Source organism: Rhizobium sp. SRI_017 (assembly GCF_057586295.1).
Window position 1 is genome coordinate 15,548 of record NZ_JBYCZP010000018.1, and the last position, 18,109, is coordinate 33,656.

The following is an 18,109-nucleotide window of genomic DNA, read 5'->3' on the forward strand; positions in this document are numbered from 1 at the left end:
GAGAATGCCAGTTTGACCGTGCCTGCCACCTCCACCATCCCGGCTGAGAGCCGTCCGCTCCGGCGGCGGCATGCACCGGTGTTGCAAGTGGCCGTCATCCTCTTCTCGCTCGCCGTCGCCGCACCGATCATTGCCATTGTCTGGCTTGCGGTCACCGGTGGCACCGGGGATCTTGCCCATGTCGCCGGCACGGTGCTGCCACGCGCTCTGATGCGCACCGCCACGTTGCTTGTCCTGATCAGCCTGGCCACGGCGGTGACCGGCATCCTCGCGGCCTGGTTGACGATAGCTTTCGACTTCCCCTTCCGAAGGATCTTGACGGTCGCGCTCGTGCTGCCACTGGCCATGCCGACCTATCTCGCGGCCTATGCGGCCGGCGAGTTCTTTGATTTCACTGGCCCACTGCAGTCTGCAGTCCGGGCAGTGTTCGGCTTCACCCGGCCGAGCGAATATTGGTTTCCAGATATAAGGTCGGTCGGCGGCGCGACGCTGGTTATGGGCTCGGTGCTTTACCCCTATGTCTACCTCGCCTGCCGGTCGATGTTCCTGCTCCAGGGCCGCGCCGCGGCGGATGTCGCGCGCACGCTCGGCGCCGCACCGCTCAAGGTGTTCTTTCGCGTGCAGCTTCCGATGGCGCGGCCGGCGATCGTCGCCGGGCTGACCCTGGTGATGATGGAGACGCTGAACGACATCGGCGCTGTCGAATATCTCGGCGTCAACACGCTGACCTTCTCGATCTATGACACCTGGCTCAATCGCGGCAGCCTTTCCGGCGCCGCCCAGATTGCCTGCGTCATGCTGGTCATCGTCGTTCTCCTGGTGGTCGCGGAACGCTGGGCGCGCCGCAGCCAGCGCTTTGCCGGCGCGAAGACCACGCATTCGGTGCACGACACCGCGCGCGTTCGTCTCAAGGGCGCAACGAAATGGCTGGCAACCCTGTTTTGCTTCGCGCCCGTGGCGGCTGGCTTCCTTGTCCCCGCATTCGTGCTTGGCGGCTATGCCGTCAGGCGGCTCGATACTTTGTTCACGGCGCGCCTTGCCGGAGCGCTGGGCAACACGGTTCTGGTGGGCGTGATCACCGCAACGATCGCCGTCACGCTAGCCTTCGTGATCGCCTATTCCGCGCGTGTCGGCCGCAGCCGGGTCACGGGCTTTGCCGCCCGTTCGGCCGTACTGGGCTATGCGGTGCCGGGTACGGTGCTCGCCATCGGCGTGCTGATCCCGCTTGCCTCGCTCGACAATGCGCTGACCACCCTGATAAAATCCTGGTTTGGCTGGAGCCCCGGGCTCATACTGTCCGGCACGATGTTCGCGATCGTCTATGCGCTGACCGCCCGCTTCCTTACCATGGCCGAGGGTACGGTCGATGCGGGATTTCACAAATTGCCTCTCAGCCTCGACCATGCGGCCCGGACACTCGGCCGCACCGGACCTCAGACTGTGAGAAGCATCTTGATTCCGGTCATGCGACCCGCGGTGCTGACGGCGGCACTTCTGGTCTTCATCGAAACGATCAAGGAACTCTCGGCGACGATCCTGCTTCGGCCGTTCAACTTCAACACGCTGGCGACGCTGGTCTACGAAGATGCGTCGCGCTCGCAGGTTCCCGACGCGGCGGTACCGGCGCTCATCATCGTGCTGGCGGGGCTGATCCCGGTCGTCATGGTGTCGCGGAGTCTGGACCGAGGCCGGTAATTATCCGTTCGCCAGACCCATCATCCCGGATGTCATGTATCGCAGCGCGACGGCATAGGACGCTTCGAGGTCCCTGCCCGAATAGCGACCGCCGGAGAGCGAGTCGACGCGCTGGTTCTGCGTGATCACCTGCAGGCCGAGCTGCAGCGAGAATGCGAAGCCGCGGAAGAGGGCTTCATCGGAATGGTCAGGCAGTAGGGTCCGCAGCTTGATCATGAACCTGTTGGCCGTCTCGTCGAAATTCGCCTTGACGAGCTCGCTCCAGCGGTTGGTCATCGCGACCTTGGAGATCAGGCCGACATAGGATTTCCAACCCTCTTCACCGCTCAATGCCTGCTTCAGAAGCGGGCCTATGAACGCGTCAATATAGGGGCCTACGTCAGTGACGCCTGCCGCATCGAGCTCTTCGAGACGCTCGACACGCATGTTGTTGAGCATGGCGGCGCGTCGCGCCACGACTGCGACGAAGAGATTGTCCTTGGTCCCGAAATGATAGCTCGCAAGGGCCAGCGTAACGCCGGCATGGTTGGTGATATCGCGCAGGGAGACGGTGTCGAAGGTTTTCTCGCCGAAGAGTTCCTCGGCAGCGTCAAGGATCTTCTCCTTGGTTTGATCGCCGTTGGCGCGCGTCACCGGGCTGGACGAGGTCCGCCCTCGCTTCTCTTTTTCCATCCGTGCGCTTCCCCTGATCGCGACGTTTGCGGAAGGCCGGTTTCCAACTCTCCCGCTTCTATGCTCTTACCTAGGCTCTTACGGCAGAACGCCTCCAAGAAACAAGCTTGCTCATTGGAGGAAATCTCTGCTTAATTCGAGTGAGGGCGAAAAACAAATCGAGGGGAACCCCAATGCAAGCAGGAAGTATCGATCTGTCGACGAAGAGCCGGGTGAAGGAATTCGGCCGTACCCGCCGGCTGGATCGGGATGCGAGAATTTTCCTCGTCGGAAGCGGCGAAGGCGAAATGCTCGAAATGCTCGGAACTTACGTCGGCGAGGAGATCGATGGATCGCATTACACGTCGCTTGCCGATGCGATCGAGGTCGAGCATGTCGACGACCTGCTCGCGCTTATCGAGCAGGTGCCGAAATATTTGGGCTCGATCCGCCTATCCGGTGTGCTGATCGATGCTGATCCCAAAACCAGCGTGGCGCGCCGTGTCGTGCTCGTCGCTGAAGAAAAGGATCGTCGTCGCGTGATCGTCCGCAACGATCTCTCCGGCGTCTTCGAGGACTCGGTCTCTGCACTCGATATCGTGGGCTGGATCACCGAGCGGTTCTGAGCGTGCGACATCGCCGCCTGGCGGGCGCCTGCCGGTCATGCTCGGTTTGCATCTCATGAGATGTCAAGCCGCGCCGAAGCCTGCAACCTTGGCGATCTGATAGGTGTCGACGAACTGCAGGTATTCGACGACCTTGCCGTCCTCGAAGGTGAATTTGTCCATGAACTCGCTTTCGAATGATGCGCCCGTTGGCAGATGCGTCACGCGTCCGGCCCGGTGAACGAGGGCGACGTCACCGTCAAAATAGGCGTTGACGGTGCGCATTCCCTTCAGGTCCCACATCTGGAAGAGTACGGCCGCCGCCTCATTGATCAGTGGGGCGGTGCGCACGGCGTGGGTGAATGGGCCTAGGCTCTCGGTTCCTACGATCCGGAAACAGCAATCCGGATGAACGAAGCTCATTGCCTTCTCGAGATCTCTGTTCCCGCGTGCGTCGTAGAAATCGATAAGCGCATTCTCCATTGCGATGCGATCCGCCATGCTGGCCTCCCTCATTGGTTGTTGGCATCTTGCTCCTGCGCTCTGAGGATTGCAAGATTGCCGACCGGCGCAATATCCAACTGAGCAGGCTCTGGAAGGGCCGCCTCAGGCGGCCCTATCCCTCTTCTTCTTGCGCCAGGGCGCATCCCTCTGCCAGTCGCCTGCCATGATCGAGCCGTAAGGGATCACCTCGTCGACGATTTCGGCCAGGCCGAATTCGCTGATCTGTGCGCGCACTGCCGCCGCATTCTTGTAGGCCGAGGGCAGTTCCGAGACGTCGGGCACGCCGGCATAGAAGCGGACGTCGAGGCCCGCGGTTTCCCTCGCCATGACCGCGGCGATGTTGTTCTCGCTCAGACCACGGCTATCGGCGCCATATTCCTCGCAAAGCTGACGGATATGACCCGTCCGCGAGAAGTTGCGACCCGCGCCATGCGGCGAGAAGCCCAGCCCATGAGCCGCATTCGAGCCACGGACGATGAGGATCGGCTCCGCCATGTTGAGCGGAATGATCGTCAGGTCCGTCGCGTCATCCGCCCAGCCGTCGAAGGCCGGGGTCGCGCCCTTGCCGTGGTAGAACAGCCCGTCCGACTTCCGGAAGACGAAGTTATGCTCGTTCCAGAAGCGGTCGGACACTTTCGCGCCGAGGCGTTCCACCGACAGATCGTGGATGGCATAGTGGTTTTCCTTGGTCCACTGGCGGATCGTCTGCAGCGCCTTCCAGTAGAGGTCGCCCTCTTCGGTATCAGCAGGGATCCAGGCATTGGAAAGCGCGGTTTCCGGCGAGAGTTGGCTACGAAACTTGTTCGCCACCTTCATGCCGCGATCATAGAGCCGGGCGCCGGGCCCGCGCGAACCGTGATGGGTCACGAGCGCGGTCTCGCCAGACGACTTCATCCGCCCGACATAGGCAAAGTGGTTGCCATCGCCCTGCGTCACGAAGTGTTCGATCGCCGTGCCGATCACATCCTTGAGGAACGGATTGTCCTGGAAGGCCATGAGCGTCTCGATGGAAGGCTTGAACTGCGCATCGCGCGGACGGCCGCCGCCGCCGAAATGCGTTATGGCATGGACGGCATTGAGCAGATCCTTCGGCTCTGCGTCGGGCACGACCGAAATCGCCATCGAGCAGCAGATATCCGCCGAATGCATTCCGGGATGGATCGCCTCTGACGCCACCACGCCGCCGACGGGAATCGTGCCGATCGGGCCGGCCGGACAGGCATCGGGCATGATCGCGGCGGCCTTCACCACCGGCGTGCGGACGAGCGCCCGCATGCTGGCGCGGACGGCCTCGATATTCTGCCGCTCATGGTCGTTCTCGGCGCGGATGTTGACATGGACCGGCACGCCTCCGGCGTCCTGCAGCGGGATCGTCGGCGCGGGTTCATGGGCGCGTGCGGCATCCATCGCGTCCGAGCGCGAACCGCCCTCGCGAAGCACCTGGTTGGCGGCATCGAGCGCGGGGCGAAACCACTTGCCCTGGGCCATACCGGCGTCGATCAAATCCTGTCCGCTTACAATCTCGATCATCGTCTTCTCTGCCTTCTTTGCAGTCCTTCTGTTCACTTCGGTCGTCGAACCCGGCGACAACGTTTGGCAGGACATTTCCTGAGCTACATGTTCCCGCCGAAACGGAAGCATGGGATGAATCAAACATCCGGCCTCTCCCTCACGGGAGCGCTCTATCCTGTAGTCCTGCCGGCATTCGCCGGGGGTATGCAAATTCTGCAGCGGCGACAAGAATAGACGAAACCAGATGACCCCGCTCGTGCCAGAGAGCGCCGCCAAGGGGAGGAGTCGAACCTCACCAGGCCATCCAACTTGGAGGCTGTAGTTCCGTCCGGCATTCGCCGCAGTTCTGCGACACTCTGGGCATGACGACGAGAGTCGTGGAAACATATTCCCTTGCTCTGCCAGACTGAGCTACGGCGCCGAGGCACCGGCGGGATTTGAACCCGCGACCCAGGGATTGGCCTGTAGTTCCCACAGCATTCGTCATGCCGTTGCTTTGTTGTTCCTTTCGCGGGTCGTGACGACAACGGTTGCGAGAAACCTTCCCCCTCACGGAGGGCGGGGTTCGAACCCGCGACCCTTGCGGGCTACCAATGGAGTTCCTCACGCATTCGTTACGACGTATTTCGTCGGTCCTTCATTCGGTCGATCCATGGCGACGAGAGCTCGAAAAACGTCACCCGCTATCATTGCATACGGCATCCAAGGATGCCCTGCAGGATTTGAACCTGCCGCGGCCAAAGAGTTTTCCATGCATTCGCCTGGATCATGCACTTCGTGTGGGCCATGACGACAAAATCGGAGAAACAACCCGCTCTGTCCGCTGAGCTACGGGTCCATAGAGATGGCGGACCCGGCGGGATTCGAACCCGCGACCTGGAGGTTAACAGCCTGTAGTTTCATCCAGCATTCGTCATGGCCGTCCCCGCGCCGTTCACAAGACGGCGCGGAGTTTTCTTAAAGATCGATCGCCTCGATCGTCTTGACCCAGTGATCGCCACCCTTGCCCGCGGCGAAGGCCGCGATCGCGGTGAAGACCGCATCCGAGAAGCCGCCGATCGCAAGCACCTCGGGACCGGCCTCTATCGGCGTGGTCTCATAGGGCTGGATATCGACGCAGACGAGCCGCGCTGCCGGGTTGAGCCGCTTGATGCGTGCCCATTCCGCCATCATGCCCGTCGGCTGACCCTTCGGCCGCGCATCCACCCAGGACTGGTTGTCCGAGATGAACACGACGAGGTCGACTTTCGCGCGCTCATCCGCAAGCATCTTAAGCGGAGCCGAGCAGTTCGTTCCGCCGCCGCCGATGTTTGCGAGCTTCGCCGCGTTCGTCACCACGGAGTCGCGGCGGTTGAGATCAACCGGCACGACGGCGTTTTCGAACGGCAGCACGCGCGCCGTCTGGTTGCGCCGCAGGAAGGCCGCGGTCATCAGGCCCGCGACATCGATGCAGCGAACCTGCGACGTGGCGCCCTTGCGGTAACCCGTCACCGGCGAGCTCATCGAGCCCGAGACGTCGGGGCACAACACGACGCGACCCGACACTTCCGGAACGTTGCGGATTGCGACTTCCATCGCGTCCTCCAACGCATCACGCACCTTCTCCGGCACCGCCCGGTCGACCATCTTCCACGCCATCATTAACTGATAGGGGAAGACCTTGGCCTTACGGATCTCCTCCGGGTCGGCCATCTGCCGGGCGACCAGGTTCGCCATCCCAGCCTCTTCGAACACGCCCTTGCGTGCGAAGGTGTTGAGGTTCTGGCGGACCATCTGCCAGCTGCCCTTGCGGGCAATCGCGGTCCAATGGTTCCGCTTCAGCGGCAGAGCCGTGAGAAGCTGGAACGGCACATCCGGTACGGCCGACGCCTGGTTGCGCTTGAAGGCCTCGAGAGCCTTCACGAGCCCGGGCAGCGCCTCGTAATCATAGGGCCGTCCGATCGCCCAGGCATAGAGCGCTTTGCGCTCCGGCGTGGCCGGCTTCGGATGCACCATCCTGATCACATCGGCCAGCGACGGGTCGCTACCGACCATGGCGCGCATGAACTGCTCCGTGCTTGCCCGCTCGATCCAGGCCTCGACCAACTTCTTCGGACGCGTCCCCAGCGACTTCCGGCCGACGGCACCCGAACGCATGACCTGGACGAAGCCGCGCAGCATCTTGCCGCTCTTCACCACACGCGGGAAGGCGCGGGCAAAGGTCTCGCTGTCGAGCCAGGACAGGATAGCGAGCAGCGTTACCGGCATGTCCTTCATATGACCATGCTCGGCGGCGTAGATCGCAACCTTGGCCAGGAATTCCGGCTCGACCTCGAGCGCCAGCGCCCGGATCGCTTCAAGCTGTTCGGCGCCATCGGCGTAAAACGTGCCGTTGAAGGTACCCGTCACGGCATACTGGGCGAGTGCCTCACGCGGACCCATCTTGTAGGCCGGAGCACCTTCCTTGTTCTTCGTGTCGGCTCCCGGCAGGAACTTGCCGAGATATGTCTTGAAGATCGCTTTGTTGACCATGACAGCACCTCTTTCGTTGTCGTGCCAGTTACCTTTCAAGGGACGTGCCAGTTTACGGTTTCACCGTGTGGGCGCTACGATCTTTCATTCAAGTATTTGATTTTAAACGAGTAAAATTTCCGCGGTGGCGCGCCAGATGCATGGCGCTTGAAAATCGCTGACTTCGCCTTATAGTCGATAGGATATGGACTTATAATTTTGGATAATCATGAAGCGACGCGTCGCCATCTCCATCCTCGGCACGACACTCGATCAGGGCCGCAGCGAAGACCGCTGGAGCCGCTGGCGGCCCAATGTCGGCCTCTGCCAGCAGCCGGGCCTGTTCATCGATCGGATGGAGATGATCCGCGACAATCATGCGGACCAACTGGCGAAGCGCATCGTCTCGGACATCGAGATCGTCTCGCCGGCGACGGAGGTGCGGCAGCACATCATCAATCTGCGCGACCCCTGGGATTTCTCGGAGGTCTATACCAACCTCCGCGACTTCGCCCGCAGCTATGCCTTCGATCCCGACAGTGAGGACTATCTCGTCAACATTACCACGGGCACGCATGTCGCCCAGATCTGCTGGTTCCTGCTGACGGAGGCGCGGCTCATTCCGGGGAGGCTGTTGCAGCTATCGCCTCCACGTGACCGTGAGCCGGGGCAGGACTATGCCGGTACCCACAAGATCATCGACCTCGATCTCTCGCGTTATGACGAGATTGCCAAGCGCTTCGCCTCGGAGCAGGTGAGTGCCACCAATTTCCTGAAGTCCGGCATCTCGACCCGCAATCCGGCCTTCAACCGAATGATCGACGAGATCGAGCGCGTGGTGATCCGGTCGACCGCACCAGTGCTGCTGACCGGCCCGACCGGGGCCGGCAAGTCGCAGCTCGCGCGCCGCATCTTTGAGCTGAAGAAGTCCGAGCGGAAGGTGACGGGCCAGTTCGTCGAGGTGAATTGCGCCACCCTGCGCGGCGACCAGGCGATGTCGGCGCTGTTCGGCCATGTGAAGGGCGCCTTCACCGGCGCCTCGGGCGAGCGCGCCGGCCTGATGAAATCGGCCGACAAGGGCGTGCTGTTCCTCGATGAGATCGGCGAGCTCGGACTCGACGAGCAGGCCATGTGCCTGCGCGCCATCGAGGAGAAGCGCTTCCTGCCGGTCGGTGCCGACCGCGAGACGACTGCCGACTTCCAACTGATCGCCGGCACCAACCGCGATCTCGGCGAGGCGGTGCGGGCAGGGCGGTTCCGCGAGGATCTCTATGCCCGCCTCAATCTCTGGACCTTCCGGCTTCCCGCGCTCCGCGACCGCAAGGAGGATATCGAGCCCAATCTCGATTTCGAACTGCGCCGCTTCCTGGAGAAGGAAGGGCAGAACGTGACCTTCAACAAGGAGGCGCGCGACCGCTATCTCGCCTTTGCCACCGGCCCGGAATCGGCCTGGAGCGCGAACTTCCGCGACCTTTCGGCCTCGGTTACGCGCATGGCGACGCTGGCGCCGCAGGGGCGCATCACGCGCGAAGTGGTGGACGACGAGATGGCGCGGCTCAAGGCCTTCTGGCGCGGATCGGACGAAGATGACGGCCGCCGCTTGATCGCGGACCTGCTGGGCGAAGAAGCGGCGGAAACCATCGACCGGTTTGATGCCGTCCAACTCACCGAGGTTATCCGCATCTGCCGTGGCCAGCCATCGGCCAGTGCTGCCGGCCGCGCGCTCTTCGCGCAGTCACGCCTCGAGAAGAAGAGTGCCAACGATGCTGACCGGCTGGTCAAATATCTCGGTCGCTTTGGATTGAGGTTTGAAGACTTGCATGGCCCCTCGACCCGTTGATGGGCAGGGTTGAAGCGGATGGCATCATGGCGTGTGGTAACGGACAGCGAGATCATGGGCCAACGCCTTCCAGGGCTCGACGCTCCAGGCACCAGAGGCGGCGCCTGACGTTGATGGCAACACCCATATTGCGGTCCGGACGATCAAGTCTTCCTGCCTGCCATAGTCGACCATGCTACGGCCAAAGAACGCCTTCGCCGCCGTCTTGCCGTTGAAGGCGAGCGCTCGCGGCTGATACTTCTCGATCAACAATCTCAACCGTTCGGCATCGAAGGCACTTTTTGGTAGGTCCTTGTCCATGCCGGAATGCCGCTTGACGAGGTCGGTGAAGCCGATGTCAAGCGCATCGAGCGAGCGCCACTCCTCCGGCGCGAGCAGATGGGGCGTGAGTCCTACGGCATGGATGGTCCGCCAGAACTTGTTGCCCGGCCCCGCATAATAGGCACCAATCGCGGCCGAGCGCGTGCTCGGGGCGGTGCCGCAGACGACGAGCCGGAGGCCGGGCCGCAGCAGATCCTGGAGAATATCGGCCTCCGCGGCGGGTCTCGCCCGCATATCGATGTTACGCAAGGAATAGACGTCCCTGTGGAAAGCAATTTCATTGGCACAACACGTCGCGCGCGTTGCAAGTCGACCGACATTAGGTTATGGCTGCACCGCGCTCAACCCGGTGGTTACCAATGGCTGATGCCCCGCTAAACTGGCTCGACATCGATCTCTTCGACTTTACGGGAAACGGCCCGCGCTTTGTGCTGTCCGGTGAACACGATGGCACGTTCACGATCATGGACCAGATCACCCAGACCCCAGCCATCTGGAACGACCAGATGCTCTTCGGTCTCACCTTCGAACAGGCTGATGATCTGCTCGAGACGATGAACCAGCTCATGCTGGACATCACCCAGGCCTGATTGACTCGACCTCTCGGGAACCCTGCCGACATACGATCCGTTCACGGGATTGAAGCGGAGTTCGTCATGGATGCTTGCGCTTGGCCTTCGGCAGTGGTTTCGCCAACGCCCGGAAACTTCCCCATGGATCTGCCTTCAGAGAACCCAGCCGTTGCGGTGCATTGAGCACCGTGAAATAAGCCGGGCCGATCGCATCCGAAAGCTCGTCCCATTCAAGCGGCATGGAGACTGGCGCACCCTTCCGGGCGCGTGTCGAGTAGGGTGCCACCGCCGTGTTTCCGCGGCCATTGCGGAGATAGTCGATCAGGATCTTACCCTTGCGTTTCGACTTGGTGATGGTCGAGACATAGCGTTCGGGTTCGTCTTCGGCCATGTCGTCGGCGATGGATTTGGCGAAGTCCTTCACCGCGTCCCAGCCTGCCGAGGGTTTCAGCGGGGTCACGACATGCAGCCCCTTGCCGCCTGAAGTTTTGAGAAATGCAGCAAGTCCCGCCTCCTCGACGCGACGCTTCACCTCCAACGCACCTTCGATGACCCGGCTCCACGGCACGTCGTCGCCGGGGTCGAGATCCATGATGATCATGTCCGGGTTTTCGAGATTCGCCGCGGACGAACCCCAGGGGTGGATTTCGAGCACACCGGATTGCACGAGACCCATCAACCCATCGAGATCGTGGATCACGATATTCTTCTCGTCGGTCGAGTCATTGGGATCGTCCATGAGGCCGATCGCCTTGTTCATCCCTTGCCAGCCGTGCTTCTGGAAGAAAGTCTGCCCATCGATCCCAGCCGGTGCTCGGAGCAACGCCAGTGGGCGGTCGACAATGAAGGGTGCGATCTTCGGCCAGACCTCGGTGTAATAGTCGGCCAGGCCTTCCTTGGTCACGCCGGCGTCGGGCCAGTAGATCCGATCGGGATGGGTGAGCTTCACCTTGCGCGCCTGTGGCTTCTCTGCCTTCTCGGCCGGCGCGGATTCGCGTGTCACGTCCTTGGCCATCTTGTTCTCCGTCAGTCCGCGAAACGCAGCATGGCGCAAATTGCCATCCGCCGTCCATGCCCTGAATTCGACTTCGGCGACGAGCTTGCGTTCGACGAAGACGGCGCCACGCGCTGCGTCCGAGCTCAGCTTCTCGGCCCGGGTTTCGATGGACCGGGAAGAATGACTCAACCACCCTTGCGGTTCCCTCGGAATGGCGATCGGCCACCGACCCCGTTTGGGACCGATGGCCGATGCAGCTATCGAGTTGGTGGGGTGCAGACGCGCTACTCTTCGTCCTGGAACACCTCTTCGCGCTTGGCCTTGATGCTCGGCATGAAGACCACGACGAGCACGAGAGCGGCGAGCAGCAGCAGGCCGGCGCTGATCGGGCGCGTGGCGAAGGTCGTCGGGTCGCCGCGGGAGAAGATCATGGCGCGGCGCAGGTTTTCCTCGAGCATCGGGCCGAGCACGAAGCCGAGCAGCAGCGGTGCTGGCTCGCAGCGCAGCTTGACGAGCACGTAGCCGATGAAGCCGAAGAAGGCGACCGAATAGAGGTCGAAGACGTTGGACTTCACCGAATAGACGCCGATCGAGCAGAAGGCCATGATGATGGGGAAGAGCACGTAATAGGGCACCTTCAGCAGCCGCACCCAGAGACCGATCAGCGGCAGGTTGAGCACCACCAGCATCAGATTGCCGATCCACATCGAGGCGATGATACCCCAGAACAGGCTCCGCTGCTCGGTCGCCACATTCGGGCCGGGGACGATGCCCTGGATGATCATCGCGCCGATCATCAGCGCCATCACCGGATTGGCGGGAATGCCGAGCGTGAGCAACGGGATGAACGAAGTCTGCGCACCGGCATTGTTGGCCGATTCCGGACCCGCAACGCCTTCGATCGCGCCATGGCCGAATTCCCCAGGGTTCTTCGACAGCCGCTTCTCCACCGTATAGGAGGCGAAGGCCGCGAGGATGGCACCGCCGCCGGGCAGCACGCCGAGGATGGAGCCGATGCCGGTGCCGCGCAGGATGGGACCTGCCATCCGCCGGAAATCCTCGCGCGTCGGCATCAGGCCTTCGACCTTGCTCATCAGCACCGAGCGGGTCTTCTCGTTTTCGAGATTGCGCAGGATCTCGGCCACGCCGAAAACGCCCACGGCGACCGCGACGAAGTTGAGCCCGTCCGCGAAGTCGACGATCCCCAGCGTGAAGCGGGGCGTGCCCTTGAAAATGTCGTTGCCGACCAGGCCAAGCAGCAGGCCGAGGATCAGCATGGCGAGCGCCTTGACGATCGAGCCATGGGCGAGCGCGACCGACATGACGAGACCGACGACCATCAGCGAGAAATATTCGGCCGAGCCGAATTGCAGTGCGATTGCCGTCAACGGTGGCGCGAAGAGCGCGACCAGGAAGGTCGAGACCGTGCCGGCGAAGAACGAGCCAAGTGCTGCTGTGGCGAGCGCCACGCCGGCGCGGCCCTTGCGCGCCATCTGGTATCCGTCGATCGCGGTCACCGCCGAGGAGGATTCGCCGGGCATGTTGATCAGGATGGCGGTGGTCGATCCGCCATATTGCGCGCCGTAATAGATGCCGGCGAGCATGATGAGCGAGGAAACGGGCGACAGCTGGAAGGTGATCGGCAGCAGCATGGCGATGGTCGCCGTAGCGCCGATGCCGGGCAGGACGCCGATCAATGTGCCGAGCAGCACGCCGATCAGGCAGAACAGCAGGTTTTCCGGCGTGGCGGCGGTCGCGAAGCCGAGGGCGAGATTGTCGAAGAGTTCCATCGTCCCGCTCCTAGAACCGTGTCCAAGGGCCGAACCGTTCGAACGGCAGGCCAAGCGCATAGCTGAAGACGGCGACGGAGAAGACCGTGATCGCGAGCGACAGGACCAGGGCCCACATGACACTCATCTTGTGCGACGCGAAGCAGGCGATGAAGGCGCAGAGAAACAGCGACGGTACGAAGCCCAGGCCGCGTACCGTGAGGCCGAAGAGCACAGGCGCCGGCAGGATGAAGAACATGCCGCGCCAGGCGAGCGGATCGATCGGTTCGCCTTCCTTCCGCAGGGACTGGACGAAGATGACCACACCGAGAAGGATCAGCAGGCCGGCGAGCACCAGCGGGAAATAGCCCGGTCCCATGCGGAACGAGGTGCCGATTTCGAGTCCCAGCGACTGGATCATAAAGAAGAGACCGGCGCCGATGAAGACCAGCCCGCAGAGCAGGTTCGCGCGGTCGAAGGATAGATTGTTCATGGTATCCCCAAGCAGTTGGTCCCGGCAGTCTTGGCCTGCGGGACAGCGTTGCATGCAAGCGACGCTCCTTCCCCGCATAGGTCAGCGGGAAAGGAAACTGTGCGATCGATACTCAGTCGGCGTATTGGCCGGCCGCTTCGATGATCGGCTTCCAGCGGGCGATCTCGCCTTCGAGCTTCGCCTTCAATGCTTCGGGGGTGGCATCGGCGTCGGAGGACGGCGCGGTGCCAAGCTCCTTGAAGCGTGCCGCGACATTCTCGTCCTTGAGCGCCTTCTTGAGAGAGGCGTTGAGCTTGTCGATCGCTTCCTTGGGCGTTCCCTTCGGCACATAGACGCCATGCCAGATGCCGACCTGGAAATCGGCAAGGCCGCCTTCGACCGCGGTCGGCAGGTCGGGGAAGATGTCGAGGCGCGCAGGCGAGGTCACGGCATAGGCCTTGATCGTCCCGCCCTGGATCTGCTTGGTCGTGTTGGTGGTCTGGTCGCACATGATGTCGACCTGGCCGCCGAGCAGGTCGGTCATGGCCGGGCCTGTACCCTTGTAGGGAACGGTGACGAGCGGGGTCTGGATCGCGTTCATGAACATCATGCCGCAGAGATGCGAGGCAGCGCCGATGCCGGCATTGGCGACAGTCACCTTGTCCGCGTTGGCCTTGACGTATTCGATCAGGCCCTTGAGATCCGTCGGCTCGAGATCCTTGCGGGCGACGATAGTCATCGGCACGTCGGTGACCAGACCGACATAATCGAAGGCCTCGAGCGGTTTGTAGGCGAGGTTGCGATAGAGCGTGGCTGAAGTCGCCATGCCGATATGGTGCAGCAGCAGCGTGTAGCCGTCGGGATCGGCCGTGGCGACCCGGCCGGCGCCGAGCGTGCCGCCGGCGCCGCCGACATTTTCGACGATCACCTGCTGGCCAAGGTCCTTCGACATGGATTCGGCGATCAGGCGCGCCACCGTGTCGGTCGGGCCGCCAGCCGCAAAGGGAACCACCATGGTGATGGTGCGCTCAGGATATTCGGCATAGGCGGCGCCGGCAAAGAGGGTCGCGGCGAAAGCGGCAGCGGCAAAAAGCGATCTGGAAATCATGGACGTTCCTCCCGTCATCAAGGTCAGTCGCCGGCAAGGCTCCTCCAAGGCCGGCACTGGCGACGGGTGTTCCACGGCTCGCGCTGCAGCGACAACGGGCATGATGTCGGAAATGATGAGCTTACATAAGTTTTGCGCTGCATCATGGGTGGATTTCTTCCCATGGCCACAAAGGGGCGGGTGGAAATCCACCCATTGGAGCACCGTGTGCTCATGGGACATCCGATGCCCATGCTCAATCGTCGGCGATCTCTCCATTGGCAAGGCGCTTGCCGAGACCGTATTTCTGCATCTTCTCGTAAAGCGTCTTGCGGGAAATGCCGAGCTGTTCGTAGACGGGCCTCAAGCTACCGCCGTGGGCGGCAATAGCATTGGCGATCAACTGCCGCTCGTAGGCGCCGACCTTGTCGGCCAGCCGGGCGCCGCTCTTATCCCCGGCGCCGTCGGAGGCGGCTTCATGCATGGGCAGCCCCAGCACGAAGCGGTCGGCGGCATTGCGCAGTTCGCGGACATTGCCGGGCCATTCACGCTCTGAGATCTCGGTAACGATCTCGGGTGGAATGTCGACGGGCTCGCGGCCGTATCGACCCCAGGCCTCGCGCACGAGCTGGAAGAAGAGCAGCGGGATATCCTGCTGGCGCTGGGCGAGCGAAGGGACGCGCAGCGTCGCGACATTGAGCCGGTAGAACAGGTCGGCGCGGAAGGCGCCGCTCGCCACTGCTCCTTCGAGATCGACCTTGCTGGTGGCGATAAAGCGGACATCGAGAGTCACCGCTTCATTGGAGCCGAGCCGCGTGATCGTTCGCTCCTGCAGCACGCGCAAGAATTTGGCCTGGAGATCAACAGGCATGGAGCCGATCTCGTCGAGCAGGATCGTACCGCTGCGGCCATGTTCGAACTTGCCGTAGCGGGCACGGATCGCACCGGGAAAGGCGCCGGCTTCATGACCGAAGAGTTCGCTTTCGATCAACGTTTCGGGCAGCGCTGCGCAATTGATGGCAATGAAAGGCCGGCCGGCGCGACTGCTCACATCATGCAGCGCCCGTGCCACGACCTCCTTGCCGACACCGGTATCGCCGATAACCAGCGTGTCGGCATCACTCGCGCCGATCGCTCGGAGCCGATAGCGGAGGTCGACCATGACGGCGGTGCGGCCGGGCAGGCGTGCCTCGATATCGTCGCGCTTGCCGGCGGCAGCTCTAAGCTTCCTGTTTTCCAGCACCAGTTCGCGACGGTCGAGGGCGCGGCCGATTGTGCCGGCAAGCACAGGCGTCGCGAATGGCTTTTCGATGAAATCATAGGCGCCTTCTCGCATCGCCTTCACCGCCAACTGCACGTCGCCATGGCCGGTGATGAGGATGACAGGGATGTCGTGGTCGATCTCACGCACCCGTTGGAGCAGCGTCATCCCGTCCATGCCGTCCATCCGGATGTCGCTCACCACGACGCCGGAAAAGCCGGGCCCAACGCGCGCGAGCACGTCCTCGGCCGATGAGAAGGTCTCGACATGGAGGTCGTGCAGTTCGAGCGCCTGGGCGGTGGAAACGCGCAGGTCCTCTTCGTCATCGACGAGCAGAACGCGGGCTTCGCTCATTCCGCGGCCTCGCGCTCGGTCATCGCGGCATCGAGTTCGACGCGAAAGATTGCGCCGCCTTCGGGATGGTTGGAGACCGTGAGATTGCCGCCGAAATCCTTGATGATGTTATAGGAGATCGAGAGCCCGAGCCCGAGCCCCTTGCCGACGCCCTTGGTGGTGAAGAACGGATCGAAGATGCGCTCGGCAATGGCCGGCTGCACGCCCGGACCGTGATCCCTCACCTCGATCACGACCCGCTCGCCTTCATATCGGGCAGAGACATGGATGCGGCGGTCTTCGAGCCCCTCGACCACATCGGCGGCGTTGGAAATGATATTGACCAGCACCTGCTGCAGTCGCACCGAGCCGGCACGGACGACAGGTGGCGGCGTGCCGAGATCACTGAGGACTTCGGCATGTGCGGTCGCGAGCCGGGCCGAGGCGATCTCCAGTGTATCGCGTAACACGTCCTCCACCGACACCGGGCCGAGCTTCTCGTTCGGCTTGCGGGCGAAGTTGCGCAAGTGCCGGCTGATCGCGGCCATGCGATCGATCAGGCTGGAGATGCGCAGCAAATTGCCCTGCGCCTCGTCGTAGCGTTTGCGGTCGAGCAACAAAGCGGCGCTATCCGCGTAAGTCTTGGCTGCGGCGAGCGGCTGGTTGAACTCGTGGCTCAGCGCTGCCGACATCTGCCCGAGACCGGCGAGCTTGCCAGCCTGGATCAGGTCGGCTTGCGTTTGCCTGAGTTCGATATTGACGCGGGCGAGATCGGCTGTGCGTTCCTCGACACGATGTTCGAGTTCGGCCTTGGCGCGGCTCTCCATCTCGATGCGCTCGTTCAAGCGCGCGCGACGCTGGATCAGCACGCCGCCAACGAGGCCGGCAACGCAGATCAGCAGCACCAGCGCCACGATCGTCGTGCGGGCCTGTGAATAGACCGAGCCGGTATCCATCAGCACGCTGACCGTCCAGTCGGCGTCGCCGACATACTGCGAGAGCGTCAGGTATTCGCGCGCGCCATCGGGCTCGGCGATCCGCATCAACGCATGATCGGCGAGCTGGGAGCGCTGGATCGGCAACTCCTTGAGCACGGCGTCGGAATAGCGGCGCGACTCCGCCGTTCGCGCCAGCCGGTCCCTGGTCAGTGGCAGAACGCTGGAATAGAGCCAGGCCGCGCTGCCCGACATGAAGATGATGCCCTCGGGGTCGTTGACGATGATCTTGTATTCGCCGCCGCGCCAGGAGCCTTCGATCGCATCGATATCGACCTTGAAGACGATGACGCCCCTGATCGCGCCGGCGACCTTCACCGGCGAAGCGAAATAGTAGCCGCGCTTGGCCGAGGTGGTGCCGAGCGCATAGAAGCGTGCCTGACGGCCCTCTGCCGCGTCCTGGAAATAGGGCCGATAACTGAAATTCTGGCCGACGAAGGTTGCGGGATCATCATAGTTGCTGGCGGCGATGGTCTCGCCGTCCATCGTCATCACATAGATATCCGACGACTTGAGCAGGCCGTTGATTTCCTTGAGATAGAGATTGGCGGTCCTGCGCAGGTCGTGATTTGCGGGCTGCGAGAGCAGTTCCTTGATATCGTCGTGATCGGCGATGAGCGCCGGCAGCGGCTCGTAGCGCTTGAGCTGGCCGGAGAGCGCCGATACGGCAAGCCTCAATGCGCTGCTAGCCTGAAGCGACGCCTCGTTCATGAATCTGAGCGTGACGAAGGGCAGGCCCCAGCCGATGACGACAACGGCTGCGACAATCACCACCGCTGCAAGCAGGACAAGGCTCCGACGCGCGTTCTTCAGCTTCTCCTCCGCTCTCTCGAGACGGCCCCTTGCGGCACCGGCTGCCGAAAGCATTGCAGATTGTGCAGTATTTTCCAAGCCTTTGAGCGGATTGTTGCTCAGGCGCGAATGACGCCAGGCCATCGTCGCGTGGACAGCGCATCGCTGTGCTTACCTCCGGCCGGCCGGCTGCTCGTCTTGCCAAGCAAGACT

At 62.6% G+C, this 18,109-nt stretch carries 14 protein-coding genes and 1 pseudogene; 4 read left to right on the top strand and 11 right to left on the bottom strand.

Features of this window, described 5'->3' with window-relative positions; translation table 11 throughout:
* Positions 1-18: 18 nt before the first annotated feature.
* Positions 19-1,695: an ABC transporter permease gene (locus AC2YI2_RS28540; protein ID WP_487390027.1), complete on the top strand. Its 1,677-nt coding sequence runs from the start codon at positions 19-21 to the stop codon at positions 1,693-1,695.
* Here AC2YI2_RS28540 and AC2YI2_RS28545 read toward each other — a convergent pair whose 3' ends face one another.
* Positions 1,696-2,367: a TetR/AcrR family transcriptional regulator gene (locus tag AC2YI2_RS28545; protein WP_487389925.1), complete on the bottom strand. Its 672-nt coding sequence runs from the start codon at positions 2,365-2,367 to the stop codon at positions 1,696-1,698.
* 173 nt (positions 2,368-2,540) lie between these two features.
* On the opposite strand from AC2YI2_RS28545, the gene AC2YI2_RS28550 reads away from it, so the two are divergent.
* Entirely contained in the window at positions 2,541-2,972 is a 432-nt protein-coding gene (locus AC2YI2_RS28550; protein ID WP_487389926.1) for a hypothetical protein, read from the top strand.
* Positions 2,973-3,035: 63 nt separating this feature from the next.
* Here the strand turns inward: AC2YI2_RS28550 and AC2YI2_RS28555 are convergent, their stop codons facing one another.
* The 3 genes from AC2YI2_RS28555 to AC2YI2_RS28565 all read right to left on the bottom strand — a co-directional run bounded on the left by AC2YI2_RS28555 (position 3,036) and on the right by AC2YI2_RS28565 (position 7,478).
* Complete coding sequence (locus tag AC2YI2_RS28555) at positions 3,036-3,452, bottom strand: nuclear transport factor 2 family protein (RefSeq protein WP_487389927.1); 417 nt, start codon at positions 3,450-3,452, stop codon at positions 3,036-3,038.
* Positions 3,453-3,557: 105 nt separating this feature from the next.
* The gene (locus tag AC2YI2_RS28560; RefSeq protein WP_487389928.1) at positions 3,558-4,985 is read right to left on the bottom strand and encodes an RtcB family protein; all 1,428 of its coding nucleotides are present in this window, start codon (positions 4,983-4,985) and stop codon (positions 3,558-3,560) included.
* A 939-nt stretch (positions 4,986-5,924) separates the two neighbouring features.
* Positions 5,925-7,478, bottom strand: coding sequence for an RNA-binding protein (locus AC2YI2_RS28565; RefSeq protein WP_487389929.1), 1,554 nt, complete (start codon positions 7,476-7,478; stop codon positions 5,925-5,927).
* A 208-nt stretch (positions 7,479-7,686) separates the two neighbouring features.
* Here AC2YI2_RS28565 and rtcR point away from each other — a divergent pair, with 208 nt between their 5' ends.
* On the top strand, positions 7,687-9,297 hold the full coding sequence (rtcR, locus tag AC2YI2_RS28570) for an RNA repair transcriptional activator RtcR (protein WP_487389930.1): 1,611 nt from the start codon (positions 7,687-7,689) through the stop codon (positions 9,295-9,297).
* Positions 9,298-9,321: 24 nt separating this feature from the next.
* Here the strand turns inward: rtcR and AC2YI2_RS28575 are convergent, their stop codons facing one another.
* Entirely contained in the window at positions 9,322-9,867 is a 546-nt protein-coding gene (locus tag AC2YI2_RS28575) for a mismatch-specific DNA-glycosylase (RefSeq protein ID WP_487389931.1), read from the bottom strand.
* Positions 9,868-9,977: 110 nt separating this feature from the next.
* Between AC2YI2_RS28575 and AC2YI2_RS28580 the strand changes: the two genes are divergently transcribed.
* Entirely contained in the window at positions 9,978-10,208 is a 231-nt protein-coding gene (locus AC2YI2_RS28580; RefSeq protein WP_487389932.1) for a hypothetical protein, read from the top strand.
* A 64-nt stretch (positions 10,209-10,272) separates the two neighbouring features.
* Here AC2YI2_RS28580 and ligD read toward each other — a convergent pair.
* The 6 genes and pseudogenes from ligD to AC2YI2_RS28610 all read right to left on the bottom strand — a co-directional run.
* Positions 10,273-11,343: pseudogene (gene ligD, locus AC2YI2_RS28585) on the bottom strand (DNA ligase D); the annotation flags it as partial.
* Between the two features lie 128 nt (positions 11,344-11,471).
* Complete coding sequence (locus AC2YI2_RS28590) at positions 11,472-12,977, bottom strand: tripartite tricarboxylate transporter permease (protein ID WP_487389933.1); 1,506 nt, start codon at positions 12,975-12,977, stop codon at positions 11,472-11,474.
* Between the two features lie 10 nt (positions 12,978-12,987).
* Complete coding sequence (locus tag AC2YI2_RS28595; RefSeq protein ID WP_487389934.1) at positions 12,988-13,449, bottom strand: tripartite tricarboxylate transporter TctB family protein; 462 nt, start codon at positions 13,447-13,449, stop codon at positions 12,988-12,990.
* Between the two features lie 112 nt (positions 13,450-13,561).
* Positions 13,562-14,536 carry a tripartite tricarboxylate transporter substrate-binding protein gene (locus tag AC2YI2_RS28600; RefSeq protein WP_487389935.1) on the bottom strand — a complete coding sequence of 325 codons (975 nt, stop codon included), beginning with the start codon at positions 14,534-14,536 and terminating at the stop codon, positions 13,562-13,564.
* 235 nt (positions 14,537-14,771) lie between these two features.
* A complete protein-coding gene (locus tag AC2YI2_RS28605; RefSeq protein WP_487389936.1) occupies positions 14,772-16,130 on the bottom strand; it encodes a sigma-54-dependent transcriptional regulator in 1,359 nt (452 codons plus the stop codon).
* Complete coding sequence (locus AC2YI2_RS28610; protein WP_487389937.1) at positions 16,127-17,971, bottom strand: sensor histidine kinase; 1,845 nt, start codon at positions 17,969-17,971, stop codon at positions 16,127-16,129. Before AC2YI2_RS28610 ends, AC2YI2_RS28605 begins: the two co-directional genes overlap by 4 nt.
* Positions 17,972-18,109 lie beyond the last annotated feature (138 nt).